Source organism: Terrihabitans rhizophilus, from assembly GCF_033898525.1.
GTDB classification, from domain to species: domain Bacteria; phylum Pseudomonadota; class Alphaproteobacteria; order Rhizobiales; family Methylopilaceae; genus Flaviflagellibacter; species Flaviflagellibacter rhizophilus.
On record NZ_JAXAFJ010000002.1, the window covers coordinates 152,912 to 172,795 of the forward strand.

A 19,884-nucleotide genomic window follows, 5' to 3' on the forward strand; every position below is an offset into this window, starting at 1 on the left:
TCAGCCGGCGGTCGGAAGTGCCGCCACGCGGCCGCGCTTGAGGCCGAGCGCGATCTCGCCACGCTTGAGGCCCAGAGCTTTCTCGCCGAACAATTCGCGCCTCCAGCCCGCCAGAGCCGGCACGTCCGGGGCATCTTCTCCCGCGATACGTTCCAGATCATCCGTGGTCGCGAGAATTTTCGGCGCAACGCCCTCCTTCTCGGAGACCATCTTCAGGAGCACCCGCAGCAGTTCGACGGTTGCGCCGGTGCCGTTCTGGGCGGGGCGATCACGCTCGATCTTCGGGATCGTCGCCGTCTCGCGCTCCAGCCCCCGCTTCACGGCAGCCAGCACATCGGTGCCCGAGCGCGAGCGCTCGAAGCCGTTCGGCACGCCGCGCAGCCCGCCAAGGGCTTCGACTGTGGTGGGAGCCCGGAGCGCGATCTCGCCAAGGATCTCATCCTTCACGATGCGCGAACGCGGCACGTCGCGACTCTGCGCCTCGGCCTCGCGCCACGCTGCGATCTCCATGAGGACGGCAAGGTCGCGCGGCTTGCGCAGCCGCACCTTGATGCGCTTCCACGCATCCTCCGGCGCCTGCCGGTAGGTGTCGGGCGAGGTCAGCACCGCCATCTCCTCGCTGACCCAGTCGGCGCGTCCGCGCTTCTCAAGGCCCTCGGCGAGGTGCCGGTAGACATCCCTGAGATAGGTGACATCGGCCAGAGCGTAGGTGATCTGAGCCTCCGACAGAGGGCGACGGCTCCAGTCCGTGAACCGCGACGACTTGTCGAGCATCACATTGCTGACGCGCTGGACCAGCTGGTCGTAGGACACGGACTCGCCGTAGCCCAGCACCATTGCCGCGACCTGAGTGTCGAACACGGGATGCGGGATCATCTCGGCCAGGTGCCAGATGATCTCGATGTCCTGCCGCCCGGCGTGGAACACCTTCAGCACCCTCTCGTCCGCCATCAGGTGGAAGAGAGGCGAAAGATCGATGTCGGGCGCGAGCGCATCCACGGCCACGGCTTCGTGGTCATCCGCGAGCTGGACGACGCACAGCTTCGGCCAGAAGGTGCTTTCCCTCAGGAATTCCGTATCGACGGTGACGAAGGCGGAGTTTGAGAGCCGGCGGCAGGCAGCCGCGAGATCTGCGGTAGTCGTGATCATCATGCAGTGCATATAGACTGAGTCCATCCGCAGCACGACTCAACTACGCAGCCAAGGTTGACAAGTCGGCGGCGTGCGTGCGTCTTCCGCCCCTGTTTTTCGCCCAGAGCGACACCGGGATCCCCTTATGCATCGTTATCGCACCCACACCTGCGGCCAGCTTCGCGAGGAGCAGATCGGCGACACCGTGCGGCTGTCCGGCTGGGTGCATCGCGTCCGGGACCATGGCGGCGTGCTGTTCATCGACCTGCGCGATCATTACGGCATCACCCAGTGCGTTGCAGACCCCGACAGCGCGGCCTTCGCAGCGGTCGAGAAGATGCGCTCGGAATGGGTGGTGCGTCTGGAAGGCTCCGTCCGCAAGCGTCCCGCCGGCACGGAGAATTCCGATCTTCCGACCGGCCAGATCGAGCTGTTCATCACGGGCGCGGAAGTGCTGGGCGCGGCCGCCGAACTGCCGCTGCCGGTGTTCGGCGAGCCGGATTATCCGGAAGAAATCCGCCTCCGCTACCGCTTCATCGACCTGCGCCGCGAGACGCTGCACCGCAACATCATGACGCGCACGAAGATCGTGGCGTCCATGCGCCGCCGCATGACGGAGGCTGGATTCACGGAATTCGCCACGCCGATCCTGACCGCGTCGTCCCCGGAAGGCGCGCGCGACTTCCTGGTGCCCTCGCGCATCCACCCCGGCAATTTCTACGCGCTGCCGCAGGCGCCGCAGCAGTACAAGCAGCTGCTGATGGTGGCCGGCTTCGACCGCTACTTCCAGATCGCTCCCTGCTTCCGCGACGAAGACCCGCGCGCCGACCGCCTGCCGGGCGAGTTCTACCAGCTCGATCTGGAGATGAGCTTCGTCGAGCAGGAAGACGTGTTCCAGACCATGGAGCCGGTGCTGCGCGGCGTGTTCGAGGAGTTCGCCGAGGGCAAGCCGGTAACCCAGGAATTTCCGCGCATACGGCATGCCGATGCCATGCTGAAATATGGCTCCGACAAGCCCGACCTGCGAAACCCGCTGGTCATCGCCGATGTCAGCGACGAGTTCATGCGTGACGGCGTGACCTTCAACGCCTTCCGCAACGTCATCGGCTCTGGCGGCGTGGTGCGCGCCATCCCGGCGCCGGGCGCCGCCGTGCAGCCGCGCTCCTTCTTCGACAAGCTGAACGACTGGGCACGCGGCGAGGGGGCTCCGGGCCTTGGCTATGTCGTGTTCGATGACGAGACCGGCGTGCTGACGGGCAAGGGCCCCATTGCGAAATTCATCCCGCCAGACGTGCTGGCCGCCATCGCCTCCAAGGCCGGCGTTGGCGCGGGCGATGCGGTGTTCTTCTCCGCCGGCGTGGAAGAGAAGGCGGCCAAGCTGGCGGGCGCGGCGCGCATCCGCATCGGCGACGAACTCGGCGTCAGCGACAAGGATCGCTTCGAGCTGTGCTGGATCGTCGACTTCCCGTTCTACGAGTGGAACGAGGAGGAGAAGCGGGTCGACTTCGCGCACAACCCGTTCTCGATGCCGCAGGGCGGCCTCGAGGCGCTGCAGACCAAGGATCCGCTGACGATCCCGGCCTTCCAGTATGACCTCGTCTGCAACGGCTTCGAGATCGCCTCCGGCGGCATCCGCAACCACAAGCCCGACACCATGCTCAAGGCCTTCGAGCTGGCGGGCTACGGCGAAGATACCGTGGTCGAGCGCTTCGGCGGCATGTACCGGGCCTTCCAGTACGGCGCGCCGCCCCATGGCGGCATGGCTGCGGGCGTGGACCGCGTGGTGATGCTGCTGTGTGGCGCGCAGACCGTGCGCGACGTGGCCCTTTTCCCGATGAACCAGCGCGCCGAGGACATCCTCATGGGTGCGCCGGCTCCGGCAAGCACCAAGCAGCTTCGCGAGCTCAGCCTGCGGGTCAATCCGCTGGAGAAGAAAGCGGTCTAGCCCGTTCGGGGCGCTTGAACGGCGCGCCCGAACCGGCTTCATTCGGCACCCCAAGACACGAGAGCTGACCCATGGCCTCCAACATCTCCGACGAGTTGCGCAAAGCGGCGGTGGCCTTCCACCGTTACCCGACGCCGGGCAAGCTGGAGATCCAGGCCACAAAGCCGCTCAGCACCCAGCGCGACCTCGCGCTGGCCTATTCGCCGGGCGTTGCGGCAGCCTGCGAGGCCATTGCGGAGAACGAAGAGCTCGCGGCGGAACTGACGATCCGCCAGAACCTCGTCGGCGTCATCTCCAACGGCACGGCGGTGCTGGGCCTCGGCAATATCGGCCCGCTGGCCTCCAAGCCGGTGATGGAGGGCAAGGCCGTCCTCTTCAAGAAGTTCGCCGGCATCGACGTCTTCGACATCGAGATCGCGGCGACCGAGCCGGACCGGGTGGTCGAGGTGGTCGCGGCGCTGGAGCCGACTTTCGGCGGCATCAACCTTGAGGACATCAAGGCGCCGGAGTGCTTCGAGATCGAGGAAAAGCTGAAGGCGCGGATGAAGATCCCCGTCTTCCACGACGACCAGCACGGCACCGCCATCATCGTTGCCGCCGCCATCGTCAACGCCCTCGAACTGGCCGAGAAGCGGATCGAGGACGTGAAGATCGTCACGTCCGGTGCTGGGGCGGCGGCGACGGCGTGCCTCAACCTCCTCGTCAGCATGGGCGCCCGCAAGGAGAACATCTGGGCGACCGACATCGAGGGCGTCATCTATGAGGGCCGCAACACCCTCATGAACCCTTGGACGGGCATCTACGCCCAGCCGACCGACAAGCGCACGCTGGGCGAAGTCATCGAGGGTGCCGACATCTTCCTCGGCGTCTCTGCCGGAAACGTGCTGAAGCCCGAAATGGCCAAGCTGATGGCGGAGAAGCCGCTGATCCTGGCCTTGGCGAACCCCGTTCCCGAGATCATGCCCGACCTCGCGCGCGAAGTGCGTCCCGATGCCATGATCTGCACCGGGCGCTCCGACTTCCCCAACCAGGTCAACAACGTCCTCTGCTTCCCCTTCATCTTCCGCGGCGCGCTCGATGTCGGCGCGTCCACCATCAACGAGGAGATGAAGCAGGCGGCGGTGAAGGCCATTGCGGCCCTTGCCCGCGAGGCGTCCTCGGACGTCGTGGCCCGCGCCTATGGCGGCGACACGATCCCGTTCGGCCCGGAATCGCTGATCCCGAACCCGTTCGATCCGCGCCTCATCCTGCGCATTGCGCCGGCCGTGGCCCGGGCCGCGATGGAGAGCGGCGTCGCCCGCCGTCCGATCGCGGACTTCGACGCCTACGATGATCGCCTGTCGCGCTTCGTCTACCGGTCCGGCTTCGTGATGAAGCCGATCTTCGCGGCCGCGAAGGAGCAGCCGAAATGCGTGATCTACGCCGAGGGCGAGGACGAGCGCACGCTGCGTGCCGCGCAGGTCGTGATCGAGGAGGGCATTGCCCGGCCTGTGCTGATCGGCCGTCCTTCCGTTATCGAGACTCGCCTGAAGCGCTTTGGCCTGTCCATCAAGGCCGGGCAGGATTTCAAGATCGTCAATCCCGAGGACGATCCGCGCTACCGCGACTACGTCTCGCTCTATCTGGAGCGGGCAGGGCGGCACGGCGTGACGCCTGATTTGGCGCGCACCATCGTCCGCACCGATGCGACGGTTATTGCCGCTCTGTCGGTGCTGCGTGGCGAAGCGGATGCCATGATCTGCGGGCTTGAGGGCCGCTACCCAAACCACCTCTCGACCATCGACGATGTTCTCGGAAAGCGCGAGGGCGTCTCGGATTACGCAGCCGTCTCGCTGCTGATCACCACGCGCGGTGCGCTGTTCATTACCGACACCTATGTCAGCCTTGAGCCGACGGCGATGCAGATTGCCGAGAAGGCCCGCCTCGGCGCCGAGGTCGTGCGCCGCTTCGGCCTTGAGCCGAAGGTTGCGCTCCTCAGCCACGCCAATTTCGGCTCCCGCGCATCGGGTACCGCGGGCAAGATGCGGGATGCTCTCGCCATCCTCACGGCGCAGGAGCCGGGTCTTGAGGTTGATGGCGAAATGAACGCCGACCTCGCCCTTTCACAGGAGCTCCGCGACCGCGTTCTGCCGTCATCGCGCCTGAAAGGCGAGGCGAACCTGCTGGTGATGCCGGACCTCGACGCCGCCAAGATCGCCTCGCAACTCGTGGCGGCGATGGACGGCTCGCTGCCGATCGGGCCCATCCTTGTGGGCGCCGCGCACCCGGCGCAGATCGTGACCTCGACCACCACCGTGCGCGGCCTCGTAAACGTCACATCGCTTGCGGTCATGGAAGCGCAAACCCGCTCCGAAGGCTAGCTTCCTTCAAGCGTTTGTCGTGCTGGGGCGGCGCCGCTCAGGCGCCGCCCCAGTTCATCGTCAGGCCGCCATCCATCGTCCAGGTCTGGCCGGTGACGTAGTCGCCATAGTCCGAGGCCAGGAACAGGGCCAGCCGCGCGATCTCGACTGGCTGGCCGGCCCGATGCCACGGGATCTCCTTGAAGCTGGCCTCCCGCTTCTCCGGATCGTCGATGCGCTCTTGCGTCATCGGCGTCTCGATCATGCCGGGCGCGATATTGTTCACATTGATGCGCAACTCGGCCAGCTCAACCGATAGGCTCCGGGTGAGGGAGCCGAGCCCGGCCTTGCTCATGCCGTAAGGAGCGGACTGCGCCGTCGGCAGGTGCTGCGCCACGGATGAGATGTTGACGATGCGTCCCTTGCCGCCATTGGCCTGCCGCAGCTTGACGAAGGCCCGGGCGCAGTACAGCGGCCCCTTCAGGTTCGTGTCGAGCACCACGTCCAGCTGATCGTCAGCGAGATCGGCCACCGGTGTCTTCTCGCCCATGCCCTTGCCGGCATTGTTGACCAGCACGTCGGGAACGCCGAATTCCACGGCCGCCCGCTCGAAGAAGCTGCCAACGGCACCGGAGTTGCGAACGTCGAGTTGCGCCACCATCGCGCGCCGGCCAGTGGCCTCGATCCGGCGCTTCGTTTCGGCGGCACCGGCTTCATCCGTGTGGAAGGTGATCACCACGTCGGCGCCAGCCTTGGCGAACTCCTCGGCGATGGCTTGACCAATGCCGGAATCCGCTCCCGTGACGAGGGCGATCTTGTTGTCGAGGCGCATGGTGTCTCCCAGGTTTCGGGATCAACGTGGCGCCCGGGCCCTCGTTCCCGCCCGGCACCGTGCGCTCAGGCGGCGCGCGCCTCCCGCATGACGCGGTTCACGTAATCGATGTCGCCGACCGAAGGCAGGCTGGCCTCGATGCCGAGATGCTGGACCGAGTGGGCCGAGGCCGCGCGCGCGAAGCGGAAATGCTCGCTCCAGGGCGCGTAGGGGCGCGCCAGATAAGAGTAGACATAGGAGCCGTGGAAGATGTCGCCGGCGCCGTTGGTGTCGACCACACGCTCCTCGGGCACGCACAGGGCCGGCATCGCCGAAACCTCGCCCGTCTCGTCGTACCAGAGGGAGCCGCGCTCCCCGAGCGTGACGGCACCGATCCGGCAGCCGCGCGACTTGAGGTAGTCCAGCATCTCTCCGGGTGTCAGCTGCATCTGTTCGCACATGCGCTCGGACACTGCCGCCACGTCTATGAAGGCCAGCAACTCGTCCGTGTTCTCACGCACGCCGCCGCCGTCGAGCGAGGTCAGGATCCCGGCTTCGCGGCAGACCCGCGCATAGTGGAGGGCGGCGTCCGGCTGGTGCCCGTCGAGGTGCAGCGCGCGGCAGCGCCCGAGATTGAGGCTGGGGAAGGGGTGCAGGTGCGCATCGTCGCGGCACCGCACGATGGCTCTTTTGCCGCCATTGGGCATGATGAACGACAGGGAGGCGCCGCGCACCTTCCGGGCGTGCAGCGGGATCAGGTACTTGGCAGCCATATCGTGGAACATGCGCGACAGCCAGTCGTCGCCCATCGTGGTCAGCAGGTCCGGCGCAATGCCGAGCTTGGCGCAGCAGAAGGCGGCAGTGACCGCATTGCCGCCGAAGCTGACCGCATAGTCATCGGCCAATATCTTCTCGTCGCCCACGGGTATGTGCGGCGTGATGAAGGTGACGTCGATGTAGGTATGCCCGATGAACAGCGCCTGCATCGCCAATCCCTCCCATGATCATGCCCAGAAGAAGACACGATCCGTTCAGCCATCATTAAGGCTGCCAATACTCTAATGCAGGTCAGAGCTTCGGCGGTTCCATGGGCGTCTTGCAACCCCTGACCTTCGAGGATCGTGAAGATCGAAGACGTGACGGCGCAGGGCGCGCCAACATTCCGGGGGAAGACATGATTCGTGGTGTTGCACTGGCTGGCGCTATCCTGATGGCCGGCACATCTTTTCAGGCACAAGCGCAGGACGCACTGGCCGGCGGCCTTCTCGGCGCGGGCGCAGGCGCCATCCTGGGCGGCGCGATCACCGGCAAGGCTGGCGGTGCGGCAGCGGGCGCACTGCTGGGCGGCGCAACGGGCGCGATCATTGCCGACCAGAACGACCGGCGGCCGCGCTACCGCGCCGAACGTAGGGGCTATTACTTCACCTCGCGGCACCGCTGCTTCTACGAGCATCCGAATGGCGACGTGGTCCGGGTTTCGAACCGGCCCTGCTGAGAAAAGAGAACACCGCCGGCTTTTGCCGGCGGTGTTCTTTCATGATCAGCCCTGAAGAGAAGGGTTGAGACGCGGGATCTCCTGCTTGGGGCAGCGATCCATGACCGCCTCGATCCCTGCGGCGCGGGCCTTCTCCGCCGCCTCCTCGTTCACGACGCCGATCTGCATCCAGATCACCTTCGGCTTGCTGGACATCGCAAGAGCTTCGTCGACGATCGCGCCGACATGCTCGGAGGCGCGAAACACCTCCACCATGTCCACCGGCTCCGGGATGTCGGACAGCTTTCCATAGACCGGACCATCCAGCATGGTCTGCCCTGCGAGGCCCGGGTTCACCGGGAATACGCGATAGCCCTTCTGCTGAAGAAACTTGGCGACGTAATGCGAAGGCTTGTCCTCGCTGCCACTGAAGCCGACCACGGCGATGGACCGCACGTCTTCCAGAATGCTGCGAACTTTGTCGTCGCTGAGGCCGTCGATGGTCATGGGCTGAACTCCGTTTGATCCTGCGGCCTATATATGTCGCCGCCTGTCGAGGCGTAGCCCGGACCAACTGCCGCAACCCTCCTCAGCCGTGGAACGCTGCACCGTTGCCTGCGTTTCCACAGAGGTCCGCACGTCAGAGGAGCATCGCATGTCCACCAGTTTCATCCTGTGCGAAAACCCCGTTCCAGGGGGCGTCAGCATCCGCATCTATCAGGATGCGGACATGGTGCTGGGACAGGTCATCGCTCCCGACAGCGTCATCGACGGCAGCCATACGGCCGCCGAAGCCGACAAGGATGGCGAGATCGGCATTCATCAGGCGCTTGCCTCCGCGATCGAGCTGGCCGCCAGCAACAATGATCAGGTTGCCGTCATCGACCCTCAGGGGCTTTGGAAGGAAGAATGGGGAGCACTGATCCGCCTCTGAACGGGGGTTTCATGATACCATTTTTGTAACTCATTGATTCCGTTGGGTTTTGCCGAGCGCCTGCTAATTGCGTTCCGCGTGGTCCTCATGTAGAAGCACCAGCAACCGGCCGCCTGTACGGTCGCCGTGCTTTTCCAAGGGACCAACACCATGTCTACCTTTTCGGCCAAGCCTGCCGAGATCGAGAAGAAGTGGGTGCTGATCGACGCCGAGGGTCTCGTCGTCGGGCGCCTTGCTTCCATCATCGCCCTGCGGCTTCGCGGCAAGCATCTGCCGATCTTCACGCCCCACGTTGATTGCGGCGACAACATCATCGTCATTAACGCCGAGAAGGTCGTGTTCACCGGCAAGAAGCGCCAGGACAAGTCTTACTTCTGGCACACCGGCTATCCGGGCGGCATCAAGGAGCGCAAGGCGCGCACCATCCTCGAGGGCCGTTTTCCGAACCGCATCATCGAGAAGGCCGTCGAGCGCATGCTCCCGCGCGGCCCGCTCGGCCGCAAGCAGCTCGGCAATCTCCGGGTCTATGCCGGCACCGAGCATCCTCACACTGCGCAGCAGCCGGCGACGCTCGACGTTGCGGCCCTGAACACCAAGAACGTCCGGAACTGAGCCGATGGCCGAAAACATCCAGTCTCTCGAAGAACTTCGTGGTGCACTCGGCGGCGCATCTGCTCCGTCCGAGGCTCCCCGTTACGTCCAGAAGCTCGACGCCCAGGGCCGCGCCTACGCGACCGGCAAGCGCAAGAACGCGGTTGCCCGCGTTTGGATCAAGCCGGGCTCGGGCAAGGTCGTGGTCAATGATCGCGCGCTCGAAGTGTACTTCGCCCGTCCGGTGCTGCGCATGATCCTGCAGCAGCCGCTGGGCGTGGCCAACCGCAATGGCCAGTATGACATCCGCGTCACCGTTGCCGGTGGCGGACTGTCCGGCCAGGCGGGCGCGGTGCGCCACGGCCTGTCCAAGGCGCTGACCTATTTCGAGCCCGAGCTTCGCGGCGTGCTCAAGAAGGCCGGCTTCCTGACCCGCGACGCTCGCGTCGTCGAGCGTAAGAAGTACGGCCGCGCCAAGGCTCGCCGCAGCTTCCAGTTCTCGAAGCGCTGATCCGCTTCTGCAATCTTCCAAAAAGGCGGGCTCAGGCCCGCCTTTTCTATGTCAGCGTTGCTCGCGCGCCGTCTTCCGCATGCCGTCGAGCGCCTTGATGCCCTCGATGGTGATCTGCAGAGAGCGCAGCTTGTGCGCCGCCCAGCCGTTTTCGATCAGGCTTGGGATGACGGGGAAGTCATCCACCTGCAGCAATGGCGTGCTATCGAGCCATCGCATCGGAACCCAGCGGCCCCGCGCACCTTCAAGGACTGTGAGAACCCGGCACTGCGACTGAGTAGGATACATCGTACACCCCCGCGAAATGTTCGATCCTCTCAGTAGAGCTCCGAAGTTCGCTGCGCGAAAGATGCGCAGTCGCGCTTGTGCCCATTTTCCGGGCTTGCGCGTTTATCGTGCCACAGCAGGGGACACTTTATGGCTTCCGATCCGCACCATCCGCGTCCAATTGACCGCGCGCTCGACCCGAACTTTCGCCGCGGGCAGAGCATGGAGCCCAATTATTCGGGCGTGGTCTCCTTCCTGCGCCGCCCTTATCTGCGCGATCCCTCCGGCTTCGATGCCACGGTCTGGGGCGTGCCACTCGATACGACGGTGTCGAACCGGCCGGGCACCCGCTTCGGACCGCGTGCGCTGCGCGACGCATCCACGATTCTCGATGGCGATCCGGTCTACCCGTTCGGAACGGACATCTTCGAGGACCTCTCCGTTTGCGACAGCGGCGATGCCGTTTTCGACTACGGACTTCCGTGGGAAATGCCGGCCGCCATTGAGGCGCAGGCTGCGGAGCGTCTGGCCACGGGGGCTCATCTCGTGACGCTCGGCGGCGATCACTTCCTGACCTATCCCGTGCTCAAGGCGCTGGTGGAGCGGATGGGCCGTCCCGTGGCCCTGATCCAGTTCGATGCGCATCAGGATACCTGGGGCGAGGAAGACGAACGCCGGCTCGACCATGGCACCATGATCTCGCGGGCGGTGAACGACGGCCTGATAGTGCCTGAGAAGAGCATGCAGATAGGCATCCGGACCCACGCGCCCGTGGACAAGGGCATAGCGGTGGTCAGCGGCTTCGAAGTCGGTGACCTCGGCGCCCAGGCGATGGCTTCGCGTGTGCTGGCGCATGTCGGCAATACGCCGGTCTATGTCTCGTTCGACATCGACGCGCTGGACCCCGCCTTCGCGCCGGGCACGGGCACTCCCGTGTGCGGAGGACTTTCCACGCGCGAGGCTTTGGCGATCCTGCGCCGGCTCGACGCTCTCGATCTGAAGGGCTTCGACGTGGTGGAAGTTTCCCCGCCTTACGACCACGCGCAGGTCACCGCCTTGGCCGGCGCCACGCTGGCGCACTATTATCTCGGCCTGCTCGCCGCACGAAAGGCGAGGGGGCTCAGCATCGCCCCCTGAGATCTGCGGGTCAGCCGATCTCGATGTCGAGCCCCAGATCGAGCACCGGGGATGAGTGGGTGATCCAACCCGTCGAGATCAGGTCCACGCCACTTTCCGCGATCGCGGCAACGGTCGCCGGCGAGACATTGCCGGACGCCTCCGCGATCATTCGCCCCTCGATGCGGCGCACAGCTTCCCGAAGCTGATCGGGCGTCATGTTGTCAAGCAGGACGACATCGGCTCCCTCGGCCAGCACCTCGTCCAGTTGGGCAAGCGTGTCGACCTCGATCTCGATCTTCACCAGATGCCCCACGCCAGCCTTCGCTGCGCGGAGGGCAGGGGCGATGCCACCGGCCACGGCGATGTGGTTGTCCTTGATGAGCACGGCATCGTCGAGACCGAAACGGTGGTTTGAGCCGCCGCCGCATCGCACGGCGTATTTCTCGAAGACCCTCAATCCGGGCGTCGTCTTGCGTGTGTCCGCGACCTTGGCGCGAGTGTGGGCAACGGCGTCTGCGAACACGGACGTTGCGGTGGCGACGCCGGACAGCCGCCCGAGGAAGTTAAGCGCAACACGTTCGGCAGTGAGAATGGCACGCGCGGGACCGTGGATGCGCGCGACCACGTCACCCGGCGCGACGCGCGAACCATCCTCGACCACGGCTTCGAAGCGCACGCGCTCGTCCAGCCGGTGAAAGGCCGCGCGCGCAAGATCGAGCCCCGCGATGACGCCCGGCTTCCGTGCCGCGATGATGGCCCTTGCTTCCGCGTCCGCCGGGATGGTCGCCTGCGTCGTGAGATCCCCGGCGCGGCCAAGATCCTCCAGGAGCGCAGCCTCGACAGCTTGCTGGACGAGGATGGGATTGAGCGGCGCAATCATTCGGCAGCCTCCGAGGCGGGTATGCCGGCCCGGTCGGCCACGTTCCGCGCCTCGTCCAGCGTGAAGAAGCTGCGACGGGCGAATTGCGCACTGGCTTCGGGGAAGTCGGTGCGCGCATGACCACCACGGCTTTCGCGACGGAGCAGGGCGCCGGCCGCCACCAGAACGCCGATGGTCGCAAGGTTTCGCAGGCTGTCCGAACCGCCACCGGTTTCCAGGGCCCGAAGCTGCTGCAATGCCGTGACCAAACCATCTTCGCTGCGCAGCACGCCGACATGGCGGCTCATCATCTGGCGCAGCTCCCACACGTCGGGAGCATCTACAGGGATGTCCGCGGGCGGACCGGACGCCTCCGCAGGCGTCGGGGATGAACTCATCGCCAGAGAGCGGATATCTTCGGCGATACGAGCGCCGAACACGACGGCTTCGAGCAGTGAATTGGAGGCCAGCCGGTTCGCGCCATGCGCTCCGGTGCAGGCCACTTCGCCGCAGGCCCACAGCCCCTTCAACGAGGTGCGCCCGTCGCGGTCGGTCGCCACGCCGCCCATGTGGTAATGCGCCGCCGGTGCCACCGGAATGAGGTCGCGCACCGGATCGAGCCCCGCCTCGCGGCAGATGGCGTAAACGCCCGGGAAACGCTCCGGAAACCGCGCACCGATGGCGTCGCGGGCATCGAGAAAGGCTCCACGGCCGGCGGCGATCTCCGCGAACACGCCACGCGCAACCACGTCGCGCGGACCCAGTTCGGCATCGGGATGCAGCGCGGCCATGAAGCGTTCGCCGCGACCGTTCACCAGCACCGCGCCGTCGCCGCGCAGGGCCTCCGTGGCGAGGGGAGCGGGATCGCGGCCGATATCGATGCCGGTCGGGTGGAACTGCACGAACTCCGTGTCCGCGAGCACGGCACCCGAACGCGCCGCCGCGCCGAGACCGTCGCCGCAGGCGGTCAGGGGATTGGTGGTCACGGCGAACAGATGACCGATACCGCCGGTGGCCAGCACCACGGCGTCGGCGCGGATCGTTTGAACCGTGCCGCTATTTGAGCGGCCTTTGACCCCACGCACTGTGCCGGCTTCGCAGACGAGGTCGGACAGCGCCCAGCCCTCGATCACGCGGATGGAGGCCGTGCGGCGGACAGCGGAGGTCAGGGCTTCCATGATGGCCTTGCCCGCAAGATCGCCCCGCACGCGCACGATCCGGCGCGCCCGGTGCGCCGCCTCCCGGGACAGCGCAAGCTTGCCCTCCAGGTCGCGGTCGAACGGGACTCCGTAGTCCAGCAGGTCGCAGATTCGCTGTCCCGCCTCCTCGGCAATGAGGCGCGCGATGTCCGGGTCGACGATGCCGGCACCTGCAAGCATCGTGTCGGCGGCATGAGCCTCCGGCGTGTCGCCGTCGCCGATGGCCGCCGCGATGCCGCCCTGCGCCCATGCCGATGCGCCGTGGCCGAGCACCGTTCGCGTCAGCAGCGTCACGGGGTGCGGTGCCAGCTTCAGCGCACAGAACAGCCCTGCCAAGCCGCCGCCGACGATGACCACCCCGCCGTTAGGGGAACCAATTTGCGCGTTCATAGGGCCACCTCTCCGTGGGCTGGAGTGCAGGCGCTTGGGTGGGTCAGATCTTGAGGTTGACCATGCGCTCCACCGAACGCCGGGCGCGTTCGGCAATCAGAGGGTCGATCAGGATCTCGTCTCGCATGGTCAGCAGGCTGTCGAGGATCTTCGGCAGCGTGATGCGCTTCATGTGCGGGCACAGATTGCAGGGCCGCAGGAACTCCGTCTCCGGCGACATGGAGGCGATGTTGTCGGCCATGGAGCATTCCGTGATCATCACCACGCGCTTCGGCTTACGGGTGGCGACATAGTCCTGCATCTTGGCCGTGGAGCCCGTGAAATCGGCCTCCGCCAGCACATCCGGCGGGCATTCGGGATGCGCGATGATGGTGATGGTGGGGTCGTCCTCGCGCAGGCGGCGCAGTTCCTCGCCGGTGAAGCGCTCGTGCACCTCGCAATGGCCTTTCCACGAGATGATCTTCACCTTGGTCTGCGTGGCAATCCACGCCGCGAGATACTCGTCCGGCAGGCAAAGCACCTCCGGGGTGCCGAGCGACTCGATCACTTCCACCGCATTGCCGGAGGTGAGGCAGATATCGGCCTCGGCCTTCACCGCCGCCGAGGTGTTCACGTAGACGGCCACCGGCACGCCCGGATATTGCCGCTTCAGCGCTCTGACGTCTTCGGCCGTGATCGACTCGGCCAGTGAGCATCCCGACAGCATGTCCGGGATCAGCACCGTCTTGTCCGGGTTCAGCAGCTTCGAGGTCTCGGCCATGAAGTGCACGCCGCCCTGGATGATGACGTCGGCATCGCTCTTGGCGGCCTCGCGTGCCAGGGCGAACGAGTCGCCCACCACATCTGCCACGCAGTGGTAGATCTCGGGCGTCTGGTAGTTGTGCGCCAGCAGCACCGCGTTGCGCACCTTCTTCAGGTCGTTGATGGCCTTCACGAACGGTGCATGCACCGGCCATTCCATCGGCGGGATCACGTGCTTCACGCGCTCATAGAGGTGCGCAGTCTCACGGGCCACTTCTGGCGTGTAGTCCAGATTGGGACGGGGCAGCACGCCGTACCTTTCCGCCGCGCTGCGGGCGGGCTGGACGCCAAAGAGCGGGAACGGGAGACCGAAAGCCGAGGCAACCGAAGACAGAGCCATCGCCATCTCCTTTATGCTCAAAATGAGCATAAGACGGTTCGAAGAAAACCGGCTGGGTGCCGGTATGTGCCCATCTCATGACGGACCTGCAAAACATACTTGTTTATTCGCCGGTTTAAAGCCGTCACAGATCTTTTTTATCTTCAGCGCTCAACGAACGCTGGCGTACCATGGCTGCTGGTGCGAACCGACGGTGCGGGAGAGATCGATGGCTGATGCGGGACAGAAGATCAGGGCGGGCATCTTCGGAGCGTCGGGCTATACCGGGGCAGAGCTCGTACGGCTGCTGGGCCAGCATCCGCAGGTCGAGATCACCGCGCTGACGGCGGATCGCAAGGCCGGTCAGGCCATGGCCGAGGTTTTCCCGCAGTTCATAGGCCGCGACCTGCCGGCGCTCACCACGATCCGCGAGGTCAACACGGACGCTATCGATGTCGTGTTCTGCGCTCTTCCGCATGGAACCACGCAGCACGTCATCGCGGACCTGATGATGGACCAGCCCAGCTTGCGGATCGTCGATCTTTCGGCCGACTTCCGGCTCTCGGACGTCGCCGAGTACGCCAAGTGGTATGGCCACAATCACGAGGCGCTCGACCAGCAGAAGGAAGCCGTCTACGGCGTCACCGAGCTGTACAGGGATGCCATTGTAAAGACCCGGCTGACCGCCAATCCCGGCTGCCATTCCACCACGGCCATCCTGCCCGTCGTTCCCCTGCTGCGCGCCGGCCTGATCGACACCGACTGCATCGTCATCGATTCGAAGACCGGAATGTCCGGGGCAGGGCGGTCCGCCAGCGAAGCCATGCTGTTCTCCGAGGTTGCGGAAGGCCTCCACGCCTATGGCGTCGGCAAGCACCGGCACACGGCCGAACTGGACCAGGAGTTCAGCAAGGCGGCAGGGCATGAAGTGCTGGCCAGCTTCACGCCCCACCTGGCGCCCATGATCCGCGGCATCTACGCCACCATCTATCTGCGCACGAAGGGTGGCGCATCTGCCGGTGACGTGCACAAGGCGCTTGCGGATGCGTACAGCGGCGAGACCTTCGTGCAGGTGCTGCCGCTTGGCCAGGTGCCGCAGTCGCGCCATGTGCGCGGCTCCAACAACTGCCAGATCGGCGTCGTTGCCGACCGTGTGGAGGGCCGTGTCATCGTGATTTCGACCGTGGACAATCTGCTGAAGGGTGCTTCGGGTCAGGCGGTCCAGAACTTCAACGCGATGTTCGGATTTCCGGAGAGCACCGCGCTAGCCATTTCGGGCATGTTCCCGTGAGATCAGCCGCTTTGTTGTTGCTCGCGGGCGCGGCACTGGCCGCGTCCGGCTGTTCGAGCCCCAGCGCCAGGTATGGCCTGGCTCCGCCTGCGAAGGATCGCGAGTCGTTCCCCAACATCAACGCCCCGGTGGGTGTCCCGCAGCAGCCGCCGCTGTCCCAGGAGCAACAGGCCGCCGAGAAGGCCCGTGTCGCCCAGGGCGCCGCGCGATGATCGCCACCTGACGCGAAACCGCCTCTTTCCGACTGGAAGGTGTTAGATTACGCAGAGGCGCGCGAAGCCGCCTTCCGGGAATGTGATGATGACGCAGGACTTTCACTCGATCCGCCGTTTGCCGCCTTACGTGTTCGAGCAGGTGAACCGGGTGAAGGCGCAGGCGCGCCAGAACGGCGCGGACATCATCGATCTCGGCATGGGCAATCCCGATTTGCCGACGCCGGAGCACATCACCGAAAAGCTGATCGAGAACGCGCGCCGCCCGCGCACCAATCGCTATTCGACATCGAAGGGCGTGCCCGGCCTTCGACGCGCTCAGGCCGCCTATTACGAGCGCCGCTTCGGCGTGAAGCTGAACCCCGACACCCAGGTCGTCGCCACACTCGGCTCCAAGGAAGGCTTCGCCAACATGGCGCAGGCCATCACGGCACCGGGCGACGTCGTGCTGGTGCCGAACCCCAGCTATCCGATCCACGCCTTCGGCTTCCTGATGGCCGGTGGCGTCATCCGCAACGTGCCGTCGACGCCCGACGACACCTATTTCGTGGCGCTTGAGCGCGCGATCCAGCACTCCATCCCGAAGCCGCTGGCGGTCGTGCTCTGCTACCCGTCTAACCCGACAGCGGAGGTCGCAAGCCTCGACTTCTACAAGGAGGTGATCGCCTTCGCGAAGAAGCACGAGATCTGGGTGCTCTCCGACATCGCCTATTCCGAAATCTATTTCGATGCGCCGCCGCCCTCCATCCTGCAGGTGCCGGGCGCGTTCGACGTGGCGGTGGAATTCACCTCCATGTCCAAAACCTATTCCATGCCGGGCTGGCGCGTGGGCTTTGCTGTCGGCAACGAGCGCCTCATCTCGGCGCTGTCGCGGGTGAAGAGCTACCTCGACTACGGCGCCTTCACGCCCATTCAGGTCGCGGCTTCCGCCGCGCTGAACGGACCGCAGGACTGCGTGGCGGAGATGCGCGAGGTCTACCGCAAGCGGCGCGACGTGCTGGTGGACACCTTCACCAAAGCCGGGTGGGCCATTCCCTCGCCGAGCGCCTCCATGTTCGCCTGGGCGCCCATCCCGGAGAAGTTCCGGGCCATGGGAAGCGTCGAGTTTTCCAAGCTGCTGGTGGAGAAGGCCGATGTGGCGGTCTCTCCCGGCGCCGGCTTCGGCGAGCATGGCGACGATTACGTGCGCATCGCGCTGGTGGAAAACGAGCATCGGATCCGCCAGGCCGCACGCAACATCCGCCGCTTCCTTGAAACGGCTGATCAAACCATGCACAACGTGGTCCCACTCGCCGCCGCTCGTTGATCCACGAAGGCATCTGTCCGGGACTGCTCATGAAATCCCCCTTGAGGATCGGTGTCGCCGGTCTCGGCACGGTCGGTTCGGCCGTGATCCGCATTGTCGGCGAACGCGCAGCCGCTCTTGAAGCAAGCGTAGGCCGGCCGATCATCGTCACCGCCGTCACGGCGCGCGACCGCAGCCGCGATCGCGGCGTGGATCTGTCCGGCGTGCGGTGGCATGAAAATGCCCTTTCGCTCGCAGCAGATCCCGAGGTCGACCTCTTCGTCGAACTGATCGGCGGTGCCGATGGCGCGGCACGCCTTGCGGTGGAAGCGGCTCTTGCAGCCGGAAAGCCGGTTGTCACGGCCAACAAGGCCCTCATCGCCGCCCGTGGCCAGGACCTTGCCCTGAAGGCCGAGGCCGCCGGAGTGGCGCTCGCCTTCGAGGCGGCCGTTGCCGGTGGCATTCCCATCATCCGCACCCTGCGGGAGGCGCTGCCGGCCAGCCGTGTCACCCGCATCTCCGGCATCCTCAACGGAACCTGCAACTACATCCTGTCCCGGATGGAGGAGGAGGGGCTGTCCTTCGCCGACTGCCTGGCCGATGCAAAACGCCTCGGCTATGCGGAAGCGGACCCCACCTTCGACATCGGCGGCTTCGACACCGCGCATAAGCTCGCGATCCTCGCCAGCCTTGCCTTCGGCACGCGGGTGGATGCCGACTCGATCTATATCGAGGGCATCGCCAACATCGAATCGCTCGACCTCGCGACGGCCGACGAACTGGGCTACCGCATAAAGCTGCTGGGCGTGGCGACACGCACCGATGCCGGCATAGAGCAGCGCGTGCATCCCACCATGGTGCCGAAGCGCAGCGCGCTGGCCGAGGTCATGGGCGTTACCAATGCCGTCGCGATCGATGGATCGGCTGTTGGGGAGTTGACCCTTGTTGGTCCCGGCGCGGGCGGCGACGCAACGGCGTCGGCGGTGATCGCCGACATCATGGACGTCGCGCGCGGCGCGGTCCGCGCGCCGTTCGGCATATCTGCGGCCGATCTCGAGGAGCCGGTGCGTGCGCCCATCCGCACACACACGGGCGGCTATTACATCAGGCTTTCCGTCGTGGACCGTCCCGGCACCGCTGCGGCGATCGCAACGCGCATGGCGGAGCAGGATATCTCGCTGGAGAGCATCCTGCAGCGCCGTCCCAAGGGCCGGAAGGCGCTGGAAACTGCAGAGGATTCGGCAGTACCGCTCGTGCTCATCACGCATGCCACGACGGAAGCCGCCGTGCGGCGTGCGCTCGACGCCGTGATGGCCGACGGCCATCTGGGTTGCGCGCCTCAGGTCATCCGCATCGAAAAGGAATAAGGGCCAAGGCCCGGGGGGAGAGCATGGAAAAGATCACGGTTGAATCCGGCAGGATCATCGAACGCATCCTGACCCTCGAACTGGTGCGGGTCACCGAACGCGCCGCGGTTGCTTCCGCGCGCCTGCGCGGACGCGGGCAGGAAAAGGCCGCCGACCAGGCCGCTGTGGATGCCATGCGGCGCGAGCTGAACAATCTCGACATCGACGGGACCATCGTCATCGGCGAAGGCGAGCGCGATGAAGCGCCGATGCTCTTCATCGGCGAGAAGGTCGGCAACGGCACCGGTCCACAGGTGGATATCGCCGTGGATCCGCTGGAAGGCACCACCCTGTGCGCCCAGGACATGGCGGGCTCGATCTGCGTGATGGCGATGGCCGAGGGCGGCACGCTGCTGCACGCGCCGGACGCCTATATGGAGAAGATCGCGGTCGGCCCCGGCTACTCCGCCGACGTGATCAACCTCGATGCGTCGCCGGCCGATAACATCAACGCGGTGGCCCGCGCCAAAGGCGTGAAGCCGTCCGAGATCGGCGTGCTGATGCTCGACCGGCCGCGCCACAGGGCCATGCTCGAGGCCGTGCGCGCCACCGGCGCCAGCGTGCGCCTCATCACCGACGGCGACATCGCCGGCATCATCTACACGACCCAGCCCGAGAAAACCGGCATCGACATCTATATGGGCATCGGCGCCGCGCCTGAGGGCGTTCTGGCAGCCTCTGCCCTGCGTTGCGTCGGCGGGCACATGCAGACCCGCCTCGTGCTCGACACCGAGGAGAAGATCGCGCGCGCCGCGAGCATGGGCATCTCCGATCCGAGGCGCATCTATCTGGGTTCGGACCTTGCACGCGGTGACGTCATCGTGGCTGCGACCGGGGTGACGGATGGACCGCTCGTTTCCGGCGTCAGCTTCGGCAAGACGCACATCGAAACCGAAACGGTGGTGTACCGGTCCGCGACCGGCACGGTTCGCCGTATCCGTGCAGAGCACCGTGAGATGGGCAAGTTCCACTTCGGCTGAGGTGATGGCACAACCAAGCG

The 19,884-nt window shown here is 65.7% G+C and carries 19 protein-coding genes; 11 read left to right on the plus strand and 8 right to left on the minus strand.

Going from position 1 to position 19,884, the window contains the following annotated elements; all coding sequences use genetic code 11:
• The gene (gene rnd / locus SCD90_RS04290) at window positions 1-1,152 is read right to left on the minus strand and encodes a ribonuclease D (RefSeq protein ID WP_319843402.1); all 1,152 of its coding nucleotides are present in this window, start codon (window positions 1,150-1,152) and stop codon (window positions 1-3) included.
• Between the two features lie 124 nt (window positions 1,153-1,276).
• On the opposite strand from rnd, the gene aspS reads away from it, so the two are divergent.
• Both aspS and SCD90_RS04300 read left to right on the plus strand, forming a co-directional pair.
• A complete protein-coding gene (gene aspS, locus SCD90_RS04295; RefSeq protein ID WP_319843403.1) occupies window positions 1,277-3,076 on the plus strand; it encodes an aspartate--tRNA ligase in 1,800 nt (599 codons plus the stop codon).
• 71 nt (window positions 3,077-3,147) lie between these two features.
• Window positions 3,148-5,436 carry an NADP-dependent malic enzyme gene (locus tag SCD90_RS04300; RefSeq protein ID WP_319843404.1) on the plus strand — a complete coding sequence of 763 codons (2,289 nt, stop codon included), beginning with the start codon at window positions 3,148-3,150 and terminating at the stop codon, window positions 5,434-5,436.
• A 37-nt stretch (window positions 5,437-5,473) separates the two neighbouring features.
• Here SCD90_RS04300 and SCD90_RS04305 read toward each other — a convergent pair whose 3' ends face one another.
• Window positions 5,474-6,247 (minus strand): SDR family NAD(P)-dependent oxidoreductase, encoded by a 774-nt coding sequence (locus tag SCD90_RS04305; protein WP_319843405.1) that lies wholly within the window; start codon window positions 6,245-6,247, stop codon window positions 5,474-5,476.
• A gap of 65 nt (window positions 6,248-6,312) precedes the next feature.
• A complete protein-coding gene (locus tag SCD90_RS04310; RefSeq protein WP_319843406.1) occupies window positions 6,313-7,212 on the minus strand; it encodes a sugar kinase in 900 nt (299 codons plus the stop codon).
• A gap of 188 nt (window positions 7,213-7,400) precedes the next feature.
• Between SCD90_RS04310 and SCD90_RS04315 the strand changes: the two genes are divergently transcribed.
• On the plus strand, window positions 7,401-7,721 hold the full coding sequence (locus SCD90_RS04315; RefSeq protein WP_319843407.1) for a glycine zipper domain-containing protein: 321 nt from the start codon (window positions 7,401-7,403) through the stop codon (window positions 7,719-7,721).
• 45 nt (window positions 7,722-7,766) lie between these two features.
• On the opposite strand, the gene SCD90_RS04320 is transcribed toward SCD90_RS04315, so the two are convergent.
• On the minus strand, window positions 7,767-8,207 hold the full coding sequence (locus SCD90_RS04320; RefSeq protein WP_319843408.1) for a CoA-binding protein: 441 nt from the start codon (window positions 8,205-8,207) through the stop codon (window positions 7,767-7,769).
• Window positions 8,208-8,355: 148 nt separating this feature from the next.
• On the opposite strand from SCD90_RS04320, the gene SCD90_RS04325 reads away from it, so the two are divergent.
• The 3 genes from SCD90_RS04325 (at window position 8,356) to rpsI (ending at window position 9,736) form a co-directional block, all read left to right on the plus strand.
• Window positions 8,356-8,634: a hypothetical protein gene (locus tag SCD90_RS04325; protein ID WP_319843409.1), complete on the plus strand. Its 279-nt coding sequence runs from the start codon at window positions 8,356-8,358 to the stop codon at window positions 8,632-8,634.
• A gap of 150 nt (window positions 8,635-8,784) precedes the next feature.
• Window positions 8,785-9,246 (plus strand): 50S ribosomal protein L13, encoded by a 462-nt coding sequence (gene rplM / locus SCD90_RS04330; protein WP_319843410.1) that lies wholly within the window; start codon window positions 8,785-8,787, stop codon window positions 9,244-9,246.
• Between the two features lie 4 nt (window positions 9,247-9,250).
• The gene (gene rpsI, locus SCD90_RS04335; RefSeq protein WP_319843411.1) at window positions 9,251-9,736 is read left to right on the plus strand and encodes a 30S ribosomal protein S9; all 486 of its coding nucleotides are present in this window, start codon (window positions 9,251-9,253) and stop codon (window positions 9,734-9,736) included.
• Window positions 9,737-9,787: 51 nt separating this feature from the next.
• Here the strand turns inward: rpsI and SCD90_RS04340 are convergent, their stop codons facing one another.
• The gene (locus SCD90_RS04340) at window positions 9,788-9,955 is read right to left on the minus strand and encodes a hypothetical protein (RefSeq protein WP_319843412.1); all 168 of its coding nucleotides are present in this window, start codon (window positions 9,953-9,955) and stop codon (window positions 9,788-9,790) included.
• Window positions 9,956-10,153: 198 nt separating this feature from the next.
• Between SCD90_RS04340 and speB the strand changes: the two genes are divergently transcribed.
• Window positions 10,154-11,140, plus strand: coding sequence for an agmatinase (speB, locus tag SCD90_RS04345; protein ID WP_319843413.1), 987 nt, complete (start codon window positions 10,154-10,156; stop codon window positions 11,138-11,140).
• A gap of 10 nt (window positions 11,141-11,150) precedes the next feature.
• Here the strand turns inward: speB and nadC are convergent, their stop codons facing one another.
• From nadC to nadA, 3 genes are read right to left on the minus strand one after another with little or no spacing between them, the layout of a single operon-like run.
• Window positions 11,151-12,002 (minus strand): carboxylating nicotinate-nucleotide diphosphorylase, encoded by an 852-nt coding sequence (nadC, locus tag SCD90_RS04350; protein WP_319843414.1) that lies wholly within the window; start codon window positions 12,000-12,002, stop codon window positions 11,151-11,153.
• A complete protein-coding gene (locus tag SCD90_RS04355) occupies window positions 11,999-13,570 on the minus strand; it encodes an L-aspartate oxidase (protein ID WP_319843415.1) in 1,572 nt (523 codons plus the stop codon). Before SCD90_RS04355 ends, nadC begins: the two co-directional genes overlap by 4 nt.
• A gap of 43 nt (window positions 13,571-13,613) precedes the next feature.
• Window positions 13,614-14,711: a quinolinate synthase NadA gene (gene nadA, locus SCD90_RS04360; protein ID WP_319843416.1), complete on the minus strand. Its 1,098-nt coding sequence runs from the start codon at window positions 14,709-14,711 to the stop codon at window positions 13,614-13,616.
• 208 nt (window positions 14,712-14,919) lie between these two features.
• On the opposite strand from nadA, the gene argC reads away from it, so the two are divergent.
• From argC to glpX, 4 genes are all read left to right on the plus strand, one after another.
• Window positions 14,920-15,981, plus strand: coding sequence for an N-acetyl-gamma-glutamyl-phosphate reductase (gene argC, locus SCD90_RS04365; protein WP_319843417.1), 1,062 nt, complete (start codon window positions 14,920-14,922; stop codon window positions 15,979-15,981).
• Between the two features lie 300 nt (window positions 15,982-16,281).
• Window positions 16,282-17,499, plus strand: coding sequence for an LL-diaminopimelate aminotransferase (locus SCD90_RS04370; RefSeq protein WP_319843832.1), 1,218 nt, complete (start codon window positions 16,282-16,284; stop codon window positions 17,497-17,499).
• Window positions 17,500-17,528: 29 nt separating this feature from the next.
• Window positions 17,529-18,845: a homoserine dehydrogenase gene (locus tag SCD90_RS04375; RefSeq protein ID WP_319843418.1), complete on the plus strand. Its 1,317-nt coding sequence runs from the start codon at window positions 17,529-17,531 to the stop codon at window positions 18,843-18,845.
• A 23-nt stretch (window positions 18,846-18,868) separates the two neighbouring features.
• Window positions 18,869-19,864: a class II fructose-bisphosphatase gene (gene glpX, locus SCD90_RS04380; RefSeq protein ID WP_319843419.1), complete on the plus strand. Its 996-nt coding sequence runs from the start codon at window positions 18,869-18,871 to the stop codon at window positions 19,862-19,864.
• Window positions 19,865-19,884: the final 20 nt, after the last annotated feature.

Bases quoted from the DNA above. Each gene is read 5' to 3' on its own strand.
- SCD90_RS04355 (WP_319843415.1), bottom strand. From the start codon at position 13,570: ATGAACGCGCAAATTGGTTCCCCTAACGGCGGGGTGGTCATCGTCGGC.
- SCD90_RS04325 (WP_319843409.1), top strand. From the start codon at position 8,356: ATGTCCACCAGTTTCATCCTGTGCGAAAACCCCGTTCCAGGGGGCGTC.
- aspS (WP_319843403.1), top strand. From the start codon at position 1,277: ATGCATCGTTATCGCACCCACACCTGCGGCCAGCTTCGCGAGGAGCAG.
- SCD90_RS04310 (WP_319843406.1), bottom strand. From the start codon at position 7,212: ATGCAGGCGCTGTTCATCGGGCATACCTACATCGACGTCACCTTCATC.
- rplM (WP_319843410.1), top strand. From the start codon at position 8,785: ATGTCTACCTTTTCGGCCAAGCCTGCCGAGATCGAGAAGAAGTGGGTG.
- SCD90_RS04370 (WP_319843832.1), top strand. From the start codon at position 16,282: ATGACGCAGGACTTTCACTCGATCCGCCGTTTGCCGCCTTACGTGTTC.
- SCD90_RS04300 (WP_319843404.1), top strand. From the start codon at position 3,148: ATGGCCTCCAACATCTCCGACGAGTTGCGCAAAGCGGCGGTGGCCTTC.
- SCD90_RS04320 (WP_319843408.1), bottom strand. From the start codon at position 8,207: ATGACCATCGACGGCCTCAGCGACGACAAAGTTCGCAGCATTCTGGAA.
- SCD90_RS04315 (WP_319843407.1), top strand. From the start codon at position 7,401: ATGATTCGTGGTGTTGCACTGGCTGGCGCTATCCTGATGGCCGGCACA.
- glpX (WP_319843419.1), top strand. From the start codon at position 18,869: ATGGAAAAGATCACGGTTGAATCCGGCAGGATCATCGAACGCATCCTG.
- SCD90_RS04340 (WP_319843412.1), bottom strand. From the start codon at position 9,955: ATGCGATGGCTCGATAGCACGCCATTGCTGCAGGTGGATGACTTCCCC.
- SCD90_RS04375 (WP_319843418.1), top strand. From the start codon at position 17,529: ATGAAATCCCCCTTGAGGATCGGTGTCGCCGGTCTCGGCACGGTCGGT.
- nadA (WP_319843416.1), bottom strand. From the start codon at position 14,711: ATGGCTCTGTCTTCGGTTGCCTCGGCTTTCGGTCTCCCGTTCCCGCTC.
- rnd (WP_319843402.1), bottom strand. From the start codon at position 1,152: ATGATGATCACGACTACCGCAGATCTCGCGGCTGCCTGCCGCCGGCTC.
- nadC (WP_319843414.1), bottom strand. From the start codon at position 12,002: ATGATTGCGCCGCTCAATCCCATCCTCGTCCAGCAAGCTGTCGAGGCT.
- argC (WP_319843417.1), top strand. From the start codon at position 14,920: ATGGCTGATGCGGGACAGAAGATCAGGGCGGGCATCTTCGGAGCGTCG.
- speB (WP_319843413.1), top strand. From the start codon at position 10,154: ATGGCTTCCGATCCGCACCATCCGCGTCCAATTGACCGCGCGCTCGAC.
- rpsI (WP_319843411.1), top strand. From the start codon at position 9,251: ATGGCCGAAAACATCCAGTCTCTCGAAGAACTTCGTGGTGCACTCGGC.
- SCD90_RS04305 (WP_319843405.1), bottom strand. From the start codon at position 6,247: ATGCGCCTCGACAACAAGATCGCCCTCGTCACGGGAGCGGATTCCGGC.